The following is a 15,506-nucleotide window of genomic DNA, read 5'->3' on the forward strand; positions in this document are numbered from 1 at the left end:
GCAGCCGATAGGATTAGACTACATCTAAGTCCTGTCAGAGATTATTTGTATGCTGATTGAGTGCCAAAGGTGCAGCCAAGGTTACGTTCGAGCAATGCGGGTGCGCTCCACAAATATTTTGCTGTGGGTGTGCGAAGAGTGTGAAGCAACGTGGACGAGCCAGGATGAGGTGAGTGCCAGTAATTTTGAAGACTACGGTACGTTAATGGCCGGCATTGGGCGCAGTTGTTTATGGTCAGAATTGGAGCCACAGTGAAAAATTCGTTACCGCTTACATTTCTGTCAAATGTCCGCTTTGGGTCGCTTGCTGCTCCTCACGACAGGCAGCAATCGGCCAGCAGTAGCTCTTCATGACAGCCTGCAATCGGCCAAGAGCAGACTTCAGCTATCTACCAGGCGATATAGCGCTTGAGCGTGGGATGTCGCTAGCCCTGTACGCTGCAAATTTCGGCGACTTTGCGAGCTGGGAAGCGCGGTTGCGGCGATCACAAGACTGCCGTGTTTTTTTGCTTGCTCTATCCGATGAGATATCAGGGCTCCATGGTAGCCCTGGCCTCGTGCATTTTTTCGGGTGGCAGCCGTCCCAAGGTAGGCAACTCCATTGCAGGCCAGGTACATCAACGCTCCTGCCACGACCTTTCCATCAGCTTTAAGGACGTACATTTTCAGACGTTCATTTGACATCAGTCCTGCGAACGAAGCCTGGCTCAACTGAAGATACTCTGGCTTGGTATGAAATCCACTCGCATGCACGGCTGCGAACTCAAGAAGCGTTTGTGAGGTGGCTTCTTCGATTTCGAATGAGTGGTGATTCAAGACCACATTTTCGATGGTGCACGCGAGTTGCAGATGCGTCCACCCCCTCAGACGCTCCAGCCGCTTCTCACCCACCAAAGTGTACTGTTCCAAAGTCGAGGCCTTTCCGATAAGAGGCGTTACTGTCGAATACTCTGCTGATTCCTTGAGCAAGCTCAATAGTGACTTGGGTCTGTCGGTACTATCGCCGTAGATGCGATTGAGCATCGGGCTAGGTGATGCCTTCACCTGAAAGCATGGAAAAGCTTCGTTGAAAAACACACGAGCACCAAAAGGGTTTCCACTTATCCGAGACAAACTCTCGACGCGGGCACACAAATACTCGCTTTCTGCGGCCTCAATCGCATTAGCCATTCCGACATTCATGTGCATAGCCCTTATTGCGTGATGTCCCAGAAGGGTAACGGCAAATTCAACAATACACACCTCCAAACACACAGCTGGTAGATAACCTGCTCCGGTGTGCCTTTGGGATCGACAACTGCCTGTCGCGAAGGGCTGCAATCGGCCAGAAGCAGTCGTTCAGCACAGCACAAACGGCTGACGTCACCCCGGCGAAGAAGAGTAATTGAGATATCTTGTCGAGCTGTCGATTCGCTCAACATTCCAGGGAAGCCAATGCTCATTTCACTCTTGTCAAATGGTCAGCCACAAACGCCAGACCGATTGGAACTGATCGCCCCCTGGTGGAGTTTCACGAAAACGGTCTTGGCTGCGACGGCCCTATCGTTGGTGCGTGACGGACTGATCGGATTGGACGACCCCATTCCCGATCACCCTTTCACGTTACGCCAGCTACTGCGGCACGAGGCCGGCTTGGCTGATTACGGAGAACTTGCGGAGTATCACACCGCCGTTACTAACGGTGAGCCAGCATGGACGGCAGATGAAATGATGCGGCGCCTTGACGGTACTCGACTTCGATACACCTGCGGAACCGGCTGGCGTTACGTAAGCGTCCGGCAGACACACCTTGACCACACCATTCTCCCCCGTGCTCCTCAAAACCACGCTCATTTGCAAGGCTTTAGTAAGCGCTTGGTTAAGTCACCGTGGTTCGGAATTCGCGCTTAGAAAACTCAATAGATAGTGAAGTGGGACGCCTCAGACCTCGGCAGATGGTGCGGATAAGATAAAGATTCGGTCGTCTTGGATTACCAGACCCATTCTCCGCGCCTTAGCTTCGGTTATCAGCGCCCATTATCAGACTGAGGAGCTTTTTAGCAGGTCAACTCCGAGCGCGAGAACGTTCGTTCAGCTACTGCCCTTATGCTGATGAGGTTGCCAGATTTGCACGGGCCCACTCCTCAGCGGTCGTGACTTGAGTCGACTGCTGCGCGTTGAAAGTGCCTGCTTTAGGCCAGGCCACGCCTCTGCCCTGGGCGAACACAGCGCGGTACTTCTTGATGTGATGCGTTGGGTCTCTCTCCAATTCTTGGAGCAAGTACGGAACAGTCCACACGTTACGTTTGAACGGGCGACCCAGTACACGTTCGAGGAGGCTCGCAACCTCTCCGTACGTCACTGTATCTCCCGAGAGGTACACAATCTGATCGCGGAAGCGAGGTTCGAAGAAAACAATTTCCGCTGTCAACGCACCAATGTCTTCTGGAGTCGTGAGCGTCACGCTGGTCTCAAGACTGCCTAGCGCGTTCACGGTATCGTTTTCGAAGTCAACCACCTCGAATACTGGCTCGAATAGAAAGCTGGTGAACATACCCGTCGAGATGATTACCCATTCAGTTTTATCCTGGGCGCGAAGCAATTCGCGTACATCAAGCTGAGCATCGAACAGATCTTGAGGACTGCCCCGACCGATTACCTCGAAGTCGACACCAAACTGCCAAGGAAAGTAGCGCTTCACACCGGACTTGAGAGCTGCTGTAGCCAGCTTCATCGGGGTTTCCCGGCCTGCAACCATGCCTGCGCAGCCTATTACGGTATCGAACCGTGCGAACACTTCAGCCAACTGATCGATTGAATTATTCACGAGATCTGCGGCCACCATCTGGATGCCAAGATCTCGAAGCTCATCGATTTCGACCTTTTTCTCGGGCACCTGAGTGTTGATGGTCGAATCCCTGAGCAGGACGCTGATTGTGGAGCCGGGCGCGCGCTTTGCTACTCGCGCAAGATTGCGCAGAACCGGCAGCCCAAGCTCACCGGCGCCTAGAACGAGAATGGATTGGGGGGAAAGCTGGGTCACTTCGGTCATGATTTCTCCTGAGACCTGTTGCCTGTAAGATGAACAAATGCTTGCACGATTAGGCAACGTTCGTAAGAAGGCACACCTGTGATACCAGAGAATGAAATGACCGATCAGGAGGCTCTCAGCCAGGCAGAAACAATTTGCCGAACGCTTAGAGAAGACGATGATGGCGTCAGACGAGAAGTGCTTGCTCACGCNGAAATGACCGATCAGGAGGCTCTCAGCCAGGCAGAAACAATTTGCCGAACGCTTAGAGAAGACGATGATGGCGTCAGACGAGAAGTGCTTGCTCACGCAGGTAGCCGCTGGTCGTTAGGTATTCTGCATGCCCTGGGGGTTTACGGCACGATGCGCCATGCCGAAATAAAAAGGCAGATGACTGGGGTGACTCAGCGGATGTTAACCAAGACGCTACGCTCCATGGAGCGGGATGGGCTAGTGGTTCGGCGGGAGTTCGGTGAGATTCCGCCACGTGTCGAGTATGAGCTGACGCCGCTGGGTATGGGACTGTTGATCCGCATGTCACCTATCTGGACTTGGGTTGTCGAGAACGTTGAGGATTTCCGCAAGGCGCGGCGTATTTTCGACAGTCAGGATGACAAAAAACCCGCATGGCAAATACCTCCATCGACACCATTAGATTCAGACGCGTCGGACTGAATGTAGCTCATAGCGTGTTAGGAGCCCTGTGCCCATTGATGCGGTAGTAATTGGTCAATTGCACTGGCCCTCTGTGTCGGCAACCGCGTCAGTACATCCTTGAGATACGCGAACGGATCATGCCCATTCATGCGTGCCGATTGAATCAAGCTCATAATTGCCGCCGCTCGTTTACCGCTGCGCAGTGATCCGGCGAAGAGCCAATTCGAACGGCCAAGGGCCCAACGCCGGATCGTATTTTCGACCCGATTGTTGTCGATGGGCACAGCACCATCATTGAGGTAGCGCGTCAGCGCTACCCAGCGTTTCAGGCTGTAATCCAGAGCCTTGGCTGTGGCCGAGCCCTCGGGCACAAGTTCGCGCTGAGCCAGCATCCACTCATGCAACTTCTCCGCGATAGGAATCGCCATTTCTTGACGTAATCGCCAGCGATCTTCATCTCTCATCTCTTTGGCCTTTCGTTCAACCTCGTATAGGCCGCCGATTGAGTGCAGCGCCTGTTCGGCCAGTTGGCTTTTGTTCGCCACATGCAGGTCGAAGAACTTGCGGCGAGCATGGGCCATGCAGCCGATTTCGGTGATGCCCCCTTCGAAGCCGGCCTTGTAGCCTGCGAAGCCATCGCAGACCAGCTTGCCGTTCCAAGTGCCCAGGAAGTTGCGCGCATGTTCGCCAGCACGGCTCGGGCTGAAGTCGTAGACTACCGCCTTCAGTGCCGAGAATGGTGTCGTGCAGTAGGCCCAGACATACGCTCGGTGCGTTTTCTTTTCACCCGGTGCCAGCATCTGCACGGGTGTTTCATCGGCATGGACGACTCGCTGGGCCAGCACTGCCTCGCGCAGTGCTTCCACGAGCGGTTGCAGTTGTACGCCGGTTTGACCCACCCACTGCGCCAGTGTCGAACGGGCGATGGGCAGCCCGGCGCGGCCGAAGATTTTCTCTTGGCGATACAGCGGCAGATGGTCGGCGAACTTGGCCACCATGATGTGGGCCAGCAGGCCTGCGGTCGGGACGCCTTTGTCGATGACGTGCGCCGGTACCGGCGCCTGGATTAGCGTTTCACACTGCTCGCAGGCCCACTTTCCACGGATGTGACGCTCGACGGTGAATACGCCGGGCGTGTAGTCGAGCTTTTCGCTGGCGTCTTCGCCGATGCGCTTGAGGGCGCAGCCGCACTGGCAGTGGCTGTTGTCCGGTTCGTGATGGATCAGTGTGCGAGGAAACTGCGGTGGCAGCGGTGCGCGCTTGGGTTGCTGGCGCACTTTGGCTTCGACAGGTGCCGGTTGCAGCGCCTCAAGTTCGGCTTCGATAGCGGCGATATCCGTATCGATCAAGTCGTCGAGCAGGCTGGCTTGATCCGGGCTCAACTGCTCGCTGCGCTTGGCAAACTTGAAGCGTTTGAGCAGCGCGATCTCGTGGGCCAGTTTCTCGTTGACCGACTTGTGATGAGTGATTTGCTTGTCCATTGTCTCGACGCGCTGGATCAACTGCGCCGCCAGGGCACGCAGTTGTTCAGGGTTTAACTGATCGAGATTTGGATGCAAAGTCATGCCGCCGATTTTGCCAGAGAGGGCTGATGGCGACGATAGACTGATGGGCCAATTGCGCTGGCAAGCACGCCATGGCAGATGTTAAAGCATCGAGATGATTCCGCCTGCACCGACGCGCTGCCAAGGTAAACCGAGCACCAGGGCCTGAAGTTGCTCGGCATCCAACTCAACTTCGGAGCCGTGTCGCACACCCGGCCAGAAGAAGCGTCCTTGATTCAAACGCCGGGCGGCAAGCCAAATCCCCACGCCGTCATGCACCAGCACTTTCATTCGATTGGCGCGGCGGTTGGCGAACAGATAGGCACAGTGCGGCTTCGCCGCACCGAACACCGCCACGACTCGTGCGAGCGCGGTTTCAGTGCCGGCGCGCATGTCCATGGGCTCGGTGGCGAGCCAGATGGAATCGACGCGGATCATCGCAGCAGGTCTCGTAGGAAAGCAGAACACGCCGCTGCATTTTCTGCTGGCCAACTCACCACGACTACACCTTTTGGATGCGGCACTTCGATTCGGATCGTGGCAGGAAGGGCCTGATGCATCGGCACCGGCGGCGAAGTCTTGACCGGGATGAAGGCAGTTTGCAGTGCCAGGTTTTTCTGCGCATGCACCCGAATCCATTTATGGACGAGGTTTGCATTGAGGTTGTGGGTCAAGGCGACATTGGCAATTGAAGTGTCAGGATGGGCGCACTCAGTAATGACCTGGGCCTTGAAGGACTTGGAATAGGAACGGCGTTCTTGTGGCATGGGCGTCCGCTTAAAAAGGCTAAAAATGGTGTCCACTTAAATTTAGGTGGACACCATCGCCTTAACCGATGGCATCAGGAAGATGTGTTGCTCGGACGGTTACGGCGTTACTCGAATTTCGGCTATTTACTCATCGGCAGGCTAATTGAACGGCTGACTGATCTGGCGCTTGATGATGCGGTGATTCAACGTGCTCTTTCCCCTCTGGGCATCTCGAACGTTCGCTTTGCTAAAACACGAGCCGACTTACAAACGTCCCCTCTTGGACGCGCCTCAAATTATGACCCCGCATGGGTTTACCATGGCTTGTTGATCGGCCCGATTTCGCAAGCAGCGCTCTTTCTGGATCGACTTCTCTGCGCAGATCTCCTCTGCGCGGGCTTGCTCAAGGAAATGCAGACAGCACGAACACTAGGCGGCCCGATTCCCGGGCGCCCATGGGTCACCCCGGGCTACGGCCTCGGCTTGATGCACGGTTCGATTGACGGTGGGTATTCTCTATCCGGGCACACAGGCTGCGGGCCAGGCAGCGTCATTGCTGTCTACCGCATCTGCGACGGCGACGCATCGGCTTGCTGCGCTGCTTTTGAGGCGGATGCCAGTGAAGGTGCCGTTGAAGCCCTCGTTGTTGGGCAACTGATGCAAGTTTTACGACAGGGGGGTGACGGCATCAAAATCCTTTAGCCGGAGGCCTTATGGTTCGCCGGATGACCGCTTCGGGTCGAAAGCGCGCAGTCGTATGCAAACGCAGACATGCCCTTTCGAGCAGTCAAATTGAGTTGAACAGACCGAGATATGACATGGTTGCGGTGCTCTCCGGTAAGCGCACCAGCGGCTCTACATCGGTAGTGGTCGAACGTCGGTCGCCCCAGATGGCATTCGAAACCAGCCTCTTCAAGGGCGGCTTTCGCGAGCCGAGCCGCCGGGGGGGGCTCGGCCCTTCGGGCATTCATCCTTCACACCTACGGGCTTCGGCATGCGCGCACCGCTTGCGATGGAACGCGCCAGTCCTCGTTAATCTGTAACCTGCGGGCAAGGGTTAAAAACCTCGGTTACGTCGAGTGTTGTATGCCACGGGATGGCAGTGCCTGACACCATTCCGCCTACGCTTTGCTTTCGACCCGACTTGCGCACATATCCGCCATCCGTCCCAGTGAAGACGTGCTGCCCTGGCTTCGTCAGATAATCAAAGAAACTGACTTTCACAGGCACATTCATTTGCCCACCCGGCGTAATGACGGCGAGCATGATCGCTCGGTCTTTGGTGAATACAACGAACGGTTCGACTCCAGTGCGACCACCAACTGTCTTCACGCACTGCACTTGTTCTGGGAGGATGCGTGCGGTTTCAGTGTAGGTGTGGTTGTTGTAGAGGCTGAGGATCAGGCCTTTGCTGGTCAACACTCCCAGGCCTTGAGTGGCCCTGCAGCTGCCTTCGCTTCCATATGGGAACAAGCACCAGTTAGTTTCCGATACGGCTTGAATATCCGATGGTGCAATTTTCAGATCGCGCTGGATTTGGGCTTTTGATTCCGGCGTGTCGTAAGGGATCATGACGCATCCGCCGACTGTCACTGCTGCGATGAGGCCTATGGCCGCAGATACGTTTTGAACTGATGATTTGAAGGTGTTAATTGTTCGCTCTCCTTGCTGTATTACCACCACTGGAAGGCTGTGGCGATTTTGGTAGCGAACCTTACGGCATGGGCGAAAAGCAGTCATCCTCGTGCTGATAACTGGATCGGTAGATGACTTGATTGGACGCTTACCTATTTCTGACCGATTGCTGCACCCTGGCAAAATCGTACGCAATACCTTGCTTAAAGAGCCAGCAACTCAACGCTCGAGCCTGTCGTCACTCTCCTCCGACATTTTGGTACTCGCTTTCATCGCAGATAGCGTCGGCTTGGCAGCAGCGATGACAAGGCGCCATTGAGGGAGCGCAATTGCCGCAGCGTCGTTCTCTATGAGTTCAGGTGTTGCTTCGCAAAAATCCTCGATGGCTGCGCTTACATTTACCAAAAAAACGCTCTGCATTGGAGTGAACCCCTGATCGACGAAGTATCCTTTTGGCGACGGAGTTGGCACCCAATCTTCCCATGAATTGATTAACTCATTCATACCACACCGAGGTGGCTCATTCTCGCACTCGATCAGCCACTCAAGTAGCTCGACAATTCGATTTCGTATTCGTTGGTAGACAAGCTGTCTGGTCATAATTTCACGTCTGGTTGAATCGTCATCCGCCCCAAATGAGGACAATTTTAGCCTTAGTCCAGTGCCTGCGCCTGGTCAAAAACGGGCCTAACCTATGAGGCCGTCAGCTCAGTTGAACAGGCCGAGATATGTGATGGTTGCAGTGCTCTCCGGCAAGCGCACCAGCGGCTCTACTTGGGTAGAAGTCGAACGACGGTCACCCCAGATGGCATTCGAACCCACCATTATAAAATGCGTGAACTCTCCTACCCTAGAGCTGACCAACACTCTCTCGGACTGACTGCGGATTTGCGCTATGACGTCTTGTGGGGTGCCGGCAAGCTCAACGAAATCTGAATCCATAGAGAACCCCAGCTCCTCCGCTAGACGCCAGGTTGGATTGCGGTCTTCCCACGAAATGTACTCGGCTTCGCTTACGCTTTCAGGGGGCTCTGGCTCCCACTGCTCAAACACAAATTTCTTCGCCTCGGATTCAGTGGCAAAATTGGCACCGAAGAGATGGAAGGGCCAGCAGCCATCTTGCATGACACGATCTCGATTGTTGATGAGTCGTCAGGATCGTAACTGATTACAATCGGAGGAGCAGCTTGTCAGGGAAGCCCGACGGGAAAAGATGCTCACAATCCGACCTCGTCCTCATCGTTGTACCAAGGTTGAAATCTGCCCGTCCGTCCAGGTGCAATATAGGCTGCCCTTCAAGCGTCCGAGAGTAGTGATCTGACGCGTAGGGTGATATCACTGGAGTATCATCATTCTCTGTGACACCGCCGCACTGCATTGAAGGACTTCGCGATGAATCAAGTTATCAGCGCCGCTTACTACCGACCTGGATTCGCCAGGAGCGCTTGCGCATGGTTAATGATTGACGGCATTGGAATTGAGCAATGGCTGTCCACTCATCTCGAATGGTCAGACGTCGCAAGCCTTGGTCTTTCTCTGATCTGGCTTATCGACGAAGACGAAGACGCTCTTGCGAACCGTCGCATCATCCCGGCGGAGGATGGAAGCTCCACAATCGTGCCGTTGCTGGTCTGTAGCGATGACATGAATTTCGACTGTATCGTCTTGGTCGCTGAGCAGGTAATCGAGGCTGACACCGTACACTGGCTGCGCTTCGGTCGAAGTATTTCGGACAAACTGGAAGTTGGAATCTCGACAAAATGGATCGCCGAGAGCAAGCCGGTAAGCTTCGCATTGGAGGCCTTCCAAAACGCATTGGAGCAGTTCACTCAGTTGTCGAAGACGAAGCCAGACAACCATTGCGATGCCCCCTTAAGCCCTCAATAGCCTAGCTTACGTTGCATCATTTTTATCGCTATCAGGCCCACTACCACGTTGAAATGTTGCGAGCACGTAGCCCGAATTCACAGTGGGTATACATGCTTCCAGAGGACACGCTGGAGCAGCCATCCTAGTAGAATTCGTCGAGCTGATTACCGCCCCCTTTGAGATGTTCTATGAGCTCTGAATTAACTGAAGAAGAAATGCGTCGTGCCCTATTCGGTACGCCTCAGCCCGAAGACCAGGTGTCTGCGCCTCAAGTACAGGAGCCTGAGCCAGAAATGGTACCTACAAAGCCAGCAGAAGCTCCCCAAGTGAAGAAGAACGTGGCGAAAGCATTTACGCCAAGGCTGAGGGTCACGTTACGTGTTGGAAACGAGTTTGAAGGGAAAATGATCGAATTGATTCACGAGGCTGATACGTTGAGCTCGTTGCTTGCTGAGCAAGAGGCTGTGAAGGCTGCTAGGAAGAAGTACAAGTACGTGGATGTCGTATCGGTTAAATCGATGTAGACGACGCAACTGGCCGATGAGCTCTCTATCTCTAACGAGCGCCCCCCTTGGCTCTGCTCTCTATCTGCATCAACTCGGTGGCGTTGTCGACGAACAGCCCGTCACTTGTGGGTAAGTCTGGCAAACAAGCATAATTTTATTTTTGGGCTCAAAGCCATGATCAATCATGCAGCGTTGCACTTCTGCAGTGCGCCCGATGCTGGCGACGTCCAGATTCGACCCAAGTGGTTTCGCATAGCCGCACGCATACATCACTGGCAGGGCTTCACTATCATTGGCTACCTCGAATTCGAAATGGCGTGATGCTCCCGCTTTACGCCATGAGACCTGCATACGTTCATCCCGACCAGAATTAGGCTTGATTGGATGAAATGCTTCATCTTCTACAAACGGCAACGCTTCGAGCTGCGACAAACTGAGCGGACGACCCTGCCTTTTTTCGACGCAGGCTGGCATATTCTCCATTATTTCACAGTATTCAAAGCCGTCCTTGCGGGTAAAACCGAGGCGCTGCATACATTGAAAGTGAATTATCTGTTCGTTTATTGGGAAATGGTTTTGTGGCCCTGCCACAGGGTCGCCACATTCTGCCATTGCGGCTCTTACACCATCTACAGAGGTCGAAGTGCGTTCCCATCGGGTGAATTCCGGTGATGGGGGGCAGCCGGTGAGTAAAAGTACCGATGAGATCAGGACTGGGATGGTAATGATCTGAGATTTGCTGAACATATTTTGTCCTTAATTTATGTCATGCCACCCTAATGGTGTCCAACTCTTCGGGGCGAATAATCCCACCATATGACTCCTACAGTACCAGACGCTACCTGGGCGGTCTCGGGTATGCCGGGTGTCAAAACTGGTGATTGATCTAAGCGATGTCCGTTCTTGATGAAAGCTGACGGGAACTACTCATGGACAGGCAGGACAACGCTCCAGTTGCCGTCCATCAACATCTACAGCCAACGGGATGTACGACTCAGGTTGATCATTCATCGACGTCTGACGCCCCTGAGAGCGGCTTAACCAATTCTGGGCCCTGATTACGAACGCTACCCACAGCCTTGCTCACCTTATACCAATGAAAATCGGTGGCAGGCCGGCAGTGTTTCATCGCGATTTCCCGCGCGCGTTCAGGGGAAGTATCTGAGGCGATCCATTCGCGGGCGTGCTCAGGGGCCAAAACCAGCGGTTTCCGATCATGGATATCTACCATCCCTTGATCACTGGCGGCGGTGATGATGACGAAGCCGTCGCGAGGGTCTAGCTCCAGGCCCTGGTGAACCTCAGCTAAACCAGCGAAGAACATCGGAGCCTGCTCCTTCAAGGTTATGAAGTAAGGCTGCTTTTTCTTTGGATCAGCCGGATCTTTGACCCACTCAAACCACCCGTTTGCCGGTGCAAGCACGCGACCGTTTGGCCAGAGATGACTGAAGAATTTCCCGCTCATGACTGTTTCAACCCTGGCGTTTATCGGATCAGGGCGCTTTCCTTTCGCCCAAAATGGCGACCATCCCCATTTCACCTTATCAATGCTCAGCTTTTCATCTACGGGCCGAATAATTTCCACGCGGGTTGAGGGTGCGACGTTGTATCGCTCCACTGGCCAAAGATCGTAGCCGTTGATCACAAGCTGCTCTGGCGCGAGCTCCTTCAGATAATGATCCATCGATTCGTAGATCGAGTAGCGTCCGCACATGCTGTCACCCGTCGAATAGTGATGCTTATGAGATTGACCGCAAGCGAAGCAAATCGTTAACTGTATATACGTACAGTCTACCACTTTAAGGCTTGCATCATGAGCGTCACCATCCTCGGCCCACTCGCTACTGGCGGTAAAAAGCTGCCCCTTTATTCATCCAAGGTGCCGGCGGGCTTCCCCTCCCCTGCGGCTGATCACATCGAAAAGCACATCTCCCTTGATGAGCTGTTCGATATTCGAGCCCCGCACGTGTACCTGGTGAGGATCGACGGAGACAGTATGCAGGGCGCAGGAATCTATTCAGGGGATCTGGTGGTGGTTGATCGAAGCATCGATGCGGTCAGTGGCGATATCGTCATCGCCGCGCTGAACTCGGAGCCTTTCTGCAAGCGCCTACTTCTGCGTGAGAACGCCGTACTCCTCCTGTCGGAGAATCCGAAATATCCGGCAAGACATGTCATGGAGGGCGATGAGCTCGTGATCTGGGGTGTGGTGAAATACAGCGTGCGCGATCATGACAACACGTGAACCTGTATTTGCCCTGATTGACTGCAACTCGTTCTATGCGAGCTGCGAGCGAGTGTTCAGACCCGACCTAGCAAAGACACCTATCGTGGTGCTGTCCAACAACGATGGCTGTGTGATTGCGCGCAGCTACGACGCCAAGCCTTTTGTGAAAATGGGCCAGCCGTACTTCCAGATCAAAGACCATCTACGCCGGCATGGAATCGTGGCCTTCAGCAGTAATTACGCGCTCTATGGCGATATGAGTGAGCGCGTCATGACGATCATTGAGTCGATGGTGCCAGCGCTAGAGGTCTACAGCATTGATGAGGCGTTTGCCGATCTAACTGGCATCCCTGGAGATCTGTCTGCATTCGGACGGCACATGCGATCCACGCTTCTCAAACGCACAGGCATTCCTGTCGGTGTAGGCATCGCACGCACCAAGACGCTGGCCAAGCTCGCCAACCATACCGCCAAAAGGCTGTTGGATATCACCGGTGGTGTGGTGGATCTGTGCGACCCGTTCAAACGGGACTGGACGCTGCGCAACACCGATGTCGGCGAGGTCTGGGGGGTGGGCCGGCGCATGAAGGCACACCTGGAGGTCATGGGAATCAAGACCGCAATGGATTTAGCGAAAGCCGACCCTACGATGCTTCGTCGGAAATTCAGCGTAGTGATCGAAAAGACCGCGCGCGAGCTCGCCGGCATTTCATGTCTGGAACTGGGGGAAGCTGACCCGCCCAAGCAGGAAATCTGCTGCAGCAGAATGTTCGGCACACGACTCACACAGATCGAGCCGATCAAGGAAGCCGTCGCCACCTACACCCAACGCGCGGCGGAAAAGCTCAGAGCGCAAAACTCGCTGTGCAAGAAGATCCGCGTGAGTATCAGGACAGGCATGTTCAATCCCGAAGAAGCGAAGTACGCGAACGGCGCACTCGTTGAACTACCCTACCCGACAAACGACGTTCGACTCATGACCAAGGCTGCAACCGAAGCGGTCAATCGCCTCTTCCGACCAGGCTTCAAATACAGCAAGGCGGAAGTTCTGCTGATGGACTTGCGCCAGCCCGGCGAATTCACTGATGACCTGTTTGCGCATTCCCAGCCCGTGATGGCGGACAAGGTCATGAGCCTTCTGGATGAGATTAATGGCCGCTGGGGAAAAGGAGTGCTGCGGGTGGCTAGCGTGCCTGTCGCGCCTGGTTGGGCGATGCGTCGGGAGCTGATGAGCCAAAGTTATACGACGAAGGTAGATCAGTTGTGGACGGTCAGAGCTAAATGATACGCACGATTCATCTGTGCCCTTTGGCGACGGCATGAGCAAAACCGATATTAAAGCGCTTCACAGCATCTAAATCACACAAAAACCTACACACACGAAATTTTTCAGGTATATAATCTCGAAAACCGAAACCTGAGCACCACTAGATGAGCCCGAACCCAGAAGCTATCGCCGCTTTGCTAATTGCCAACGTTCCGCGTGACCTTGTGATGGGTGTCGAAGACGCCTTTGCCGCAGGTGCGCTACAAGCCTTTGGGTTGACGAAAGACGTCAGTAAAAAGCAGCGGAAAACTGCGCTGGGGTACATGCGGCACATCCAGATGAACGAGCGCTTCAGTGATTTGCTGGAAGCATCCAATGCTGAGCTGATTTCCTCTCAAGGCAACCGCGTGATCGTGGGCGTGGCAGGGATGTTCAAATTTGCGCGCTTGAACATGAGTACGACGAACTGGAATCGCCCCACTCGCAGCACCATCCGACGTGAGCTGGCTGAAGCCAATGAGGCCATGAGCCAACTGGTGCAGCCATCTCTTTTTGAGCCACTGGATGTGACCTCGGGGGCGTTTTTCTTCGTCGCAGGCTTCAGTGGTTCACTGCATCACCACCCTGAGAAGCCACTGCAGGTCTACATCGCAGTACCCAATCCAAAAATGGACGGATGGCTGTTTCGGGAAACTTTGAGCCAGTTCCTAAATCGCTATGATGCGGCTCCGAAACAGGCCGACAACGCAACAGTAAAACTCAAAACGAGCTTCGTCGAGCTCGGAGGACAGGAAGAAGCATGAGCCGGGGCATTACAGATTTCCAGCCAGGTCGATTGATTCAAGCTCTGGCTGCCCGCGCGCTTTCGCAAGTACAGCTCGCTGCCATGGTCGGCGTATCGCCAGCCACGATCAGCAAGTGGAAGTCTGGACAGCAGGCGCCCGAAGCGGAGGCGCTTGATAGCCTCTCCAAGGTCATCAATGTCAGTCCTGAATGGTTCACCCGTCCTCTTCCTAAGAAGGGTTCGTTGCCTCTTTTCCGAAGTAATGCGTCTGCCCACGTTTCTGCGAGGGCGATGCTGGAAGCCCGGCTAGAATGGACGCAGGACATCGTCTTGGCGATGAACGAATTCGTGGACTTTCCCGATGTAAATCTTCCGGTCAGATCCTTCACCGATCCTCAGCAAATCGCTAATTCCGACATCGAGGAGGCTGCCAGTGAATGCAGAGATCTCTGGAGTCTTGGTCGTCGTGCAATTCCTGATTTGGCACTGGCTGTAGAAGGTGCCGGTATTATCGTAGTGCGAGAGGAAACGGGTATCGCGCCGATTGAAGGCCTTTCTGCATGGAGCTACGAACTTCAACGGCCACTGATACTTCTGTCAGCCGACAAAGGTAATGGCTTTCGCAGTCGATTTGACCTGGCACACGAGCTAGGCCACCTCATCCTTCACAAAGGCATAGACCGCTCAACCGATCCCGAGCGCTACAAGTTGATGGAGGCACAGGCTCACAGGTTCGCCGGCGCTTTCCTACTGCCAGCAGAAACGTTTGCAGCCGATGTGAGGACTCCGGTCACACTTGATAGCCTTCTGTTGCTCAAGCAGCGCTGGGGCGTCTCCGTTGCGGCAATGATCATGCGCCTCGAGGCGCTCAAGATCCTCGACGCTGATGCGAAGCTTGTTTTGTTTAAGCGAAGGTCAGCTAGGTGGGGGGCTAAATCCGAGCCAGGTGATGATGCGCGCGCCCCTGAACAACCTCGACTTCTCAAGCGCACTATCGAGTTGTTATCGTCTTCTGGGGTTATGCCGATTGAGTCGGTATCTAGCTATATCGGTTTGGCTGCAAATGATGTCGAAAAGCTTGCGGGCCTGCCGGAGCGTTATCTGTCGGGGAAAGCTTCCGTTTTCCATCTGGCCAAATTGAAGTCCATGGTTAGCGGCGATCCATCCGTCAAATCTGGAGATAGCGCAGTGGTGCTTCCCTTCAATCGGGGTGGCTGAACCACTGTCATGTACCTGGAGCTGGTTGCAAAATTCATCT

General features: G+C 54.4%; 17 protein-coding genes and 2 pseudogenes. 9 read left to right on the plus strand and 10 right to left on the minus strand.

The features are described 5' to 3' along the window. Nucleotides 1-381: 381 nt before the first annotated feature. Nucleotides 382-1,182 carry a GNAT family N-acetyltransferase gene (locus ASE80_RS13555; RefSeq protein WP_032900661.1) on the minus strand — a complete coding sequence of 267 codons (801 nt, stop codon included), beginning with the start codon at nucleotides 1,180-1,182 and terminating at the stop codon, nucleotides 382-384. Nucleotides 1,183-1,434: 252 nt separating this feature from the next. On the opposite strand from ASE80_RS13555, the pseudogene ASE80_RS13560 reads away from it, so the two are divergent. After that, nucleotides 1,435-1,776 (plus strand): annotated as a pseudogene (locus ASE80_RS13560) (serine hydrolase); the annotation flags it as partial. 307 nt (nucleotides 1,777-2,083) lie between these two features. Here the strand turns inward: ASE80_RS13560 and ASE80_RS13565 are convergent. Continuing rightward, a complete protein-coding gene (locus ASE80_RS13565) occupies nucleotides 2,084-3,031 on the minus strand; it encodes an aromatic alcohol reductase (RefSeq protein ID WP_003173940.1) in 948 nt (315 codons plus the stop codon). Nucleotides 3,032-3,226: 195 nt separating this feature from the next. Here ASE80_RS13565 and ASE80_RS13570 point away from each other — a divergent pair, with 195 nt between their 5' ends. Continuing rightward, on the plus strand, nucleotides 3,227-3,685 hold the full coding sequence (locus ASE80_RS13570; RefSeq protein ID WP_003429427.1) for a winged helix-turn-helix transcriptional regulator: 459 nt from the start codon (nucleotides 3,227-3,229) through the stop codon (nucleotides 3,683-3,685). Between the two features lie 17 nt (nucleotides 3,686-3,702). On the opposite strand, the gene tnpC is transcribed toward ASE80_RS13570, so the two are convergent. From tnpC to tnpA, 3 genes are all read right to left on the minus strand, one after another. Further along, the gene (tnpC, locus tag ASE80_RS13575) at nucleotides 3,703-5,232 is read right to left on the minus strand and encodes an IS66 family transposase (protein ID WP_056859370.1); all 1,530 of its coding nucleotides are present in this window, start codon (nucleotides 5,230-5,232) and stop codon (nucleotides 3,703-3,705) included. An 81-nt stretch (nucleotides 5,233-5,313) separates the two neighbouring features. Further along, nucleotides 5,314-5,649 carry an IS66 family insertion sequence element accessory protein TnpB gene (gene tnpB / locus ASE80_RS31415; protein ID WP_003177794.1) on the minus strand — a complete coding sequence of 112 codons (336 nt, stop codon included), beginning with the start codon at nucleotides 5,647-5,649 and terminating at the stop codon, nucleotides 5,314-5,316. Further along, nucleotides 5,646-5,978, minus strand: coding sequence for an IS66-like element accessory protein TnpA (gene tnpA / locus ASE80_RS30735; protein WP_003173944.1), 333 nt, complete (start codon nucleotides 5,976-5,978; stop codon nucleotides 5,646-5,648). Before tnpA ends, tnpB begins: the two co-directional genes overlap by 4 nt. A gap of 105 nt (nucleotides 5,979-6,083) precedes the next feature. Between tnpA and ASE80_RS13590 the strand changes: the two are divergent. Further along, nucleotides 6,084-6,662, plus strand: a pseudogene (locus tag ASE80_RS13590) (serine hydrolase); the annotation flags it as partial. Between the two features lie 330 nt (nucleotides 6,663-6,992). On the opposite strand, the gene ASE80_RS13595 reads toward ASE80_RS13590, so the two are convergent. From ASE80_RS13595 to ASE80_RS13605, 3 genes are all read right to left on the minus strand, one after another. Then, nucleotides 6,993-7,532 (minus strand): hypothetical protein, encoded by a 540-nt coding sequence (locus ASE80_RS13595; protein ID WP_177336521.1) that lies wholly within the window; start codon nucleotides 7,530-7,532, stop codon nucleotides 6,993-6,995. A 282-nt stretch (nucleotides 7,533-7,814) separates the two neighbouring features. Then, nucleotides 7,815-8,099 (minus strand): hypothetical protein, encoded by a 285-nt coding sequence (locus ASE80_RS13600; protein ID WP_003191463.1) that lies wholly within the window; start codon nucleotides 8,097-8,099, stop codon nucleotides 7,815-7,817. A gap of 204 nt (nucleotides 8,100-8,303) precedes the next feature. Then, nucleotides 8,304-8,720, minus strand: a complete 417-nt coding sequence (locus ASE80_RS13605; protein ID WP_003191464.1) for a hypothetical protein — start codon at nucleotides 8,718-8,720, stop codon at nucleotides 8,304-8,306. Nucleotides 8,721-8,987: 267 nt separating this feature from the next. Here ASE80_RS13605 and ASE80_RS13610 point away from each other — a divergent pair, with 267 nt between their 5' ends. Beyond that, on the plus strand, nucleotides 8,988-9,482 hold the full coding sequence (locus tag ASE80_RS13610) for a hypothetical protein (RefSeq protein ID WP_056859371.1): 495 nt from the start codon (nucleotides 8,988-8,990) through the stop codon (nucleotides 9,480-9,482). Between the two features lie 170 nt (nucleotides 9,483-9,652). Continuing rightward, nucleotides 9,653-9,988 carry a hypothetical protein gene (locus tag ASE80_RS13615; RefSeq protein ID WP_056859372.1) on the plus strand — a complete coding sequence of 112 codons (336 nt, stop codon included), beginning with the start codon at nucleotides 9,653-9,655 and terminating at the stop codon, nucleotides 9,986-9,988. A 69-nt stretch (nucleotides 9,989-10,057) separates the two neighbouring features. Here the strand turns inward: ASE80_RS13615 and ASE80_RS30125 are convergent, their stop codons facing one another. Further along, nucleotides 10,058-10,717: a hypothetical protein gene (locus ASE80_RS30125; protein WP_082463614.1), complete on the minus strand. Its 660-nt coding sequence runs from the start codon at nucleotides 10,715-10,717 to the stop codon at nucleotides 10,058-10,060. 256 nt (nucleotides 10,718-10,973) lie between these two features. Further along, on the minus strand, nucleotides 10,974-11,684 hold the full coding sequence (locus ASE80_RS13620; RefSeq protein ID WP_056859373.1) for an SOS response-associated peptidase family protein: 711 nt from the start codon (nucleotides 11,682-11,684) through the stop codon (nucleotides 10,974-10,976). A 99-nt stretch (nucleotides 11,685-11,783) separates the two neighbouring features. Here ASE80_RS13620 and ASE80_RS13625 point away from each other — a divergent pair, with 99 nt between their 5' ends. The 4 genes from ASE80_RS13625 to ASE80_RS13640 all read left to right on the plus strand — a co-directional run bounded on the left by ASE80_RS13625 (nucleotide 11,784) and on the right by ASE80_RS13640 (nucleotide 15,466). Further along, nucleotides 11,784-12,215: a LexA family protein gene (locus ASE80_RS13625; protein ID WP_056859374.1), complete on the plus strand. Its 432-nt coding sequence runs from the start codon at nucleotides 11,784-11,786 to the stop codon at nucleotides 12,213-12,215. After that, the gene (umuC, locus tag ASE80_RS13630; protein ID WP_056859375.1) at nucleotides 12,202-13,482 is read left to right on the plus strand and encodes a translesion error-prone DNA polymerase V subunit UmuC; all 1,281 of its coding nucleotides are present in this window, start codon (nucleotides 12,202-12,204) and stop codon (nucleotides 13,480-13,482) included. Before ASE80_RS13625 ends, umuC begins: the two co-directional genes overlap by 14 nt. 146 nt (nucleotides 13,483-13,628) lie before the next feature. Then, nucleotides 13,629-14,267, plus strand: a complete 639-nt coding sequence (locus tag ASE80_RS13635; protein WP_056859376.1) for a hypothetical protein — start codon at nucleotides 13,629-13,631, stop codon at nucleotides 14,265-14,267. After that, nucleotides 14,264-15,466 carry an XRE family transcriptional regulator gene (locus ASE80_RS13640; protein WP_056859377.1) on the plus strand — a complete coding sequence of 401 codons (1,203 nt, stop codon included), beginning with the start codon at nucleotides 14,264-14,266 and terminating at the stop codon, nucleotides 15,464-15,466. Before ASE80_RS13635 ends, ASE80_RS13640 begins: the two co-directional genes overlap by 4 nt. Nucleotides 15,467-15,506: the final 40 nt, after the last annotated feature.

This window comes from Pseudomonas sp. Leaf15 (assembly GCF_001421425.1).
GTDB lineage: Bacteria > Pseudomonadota > Gammaproteobacteria > Pseudomonadales > Pseudomonadaceae > Aquipseudomonas > Aquipseudomonas salomonii.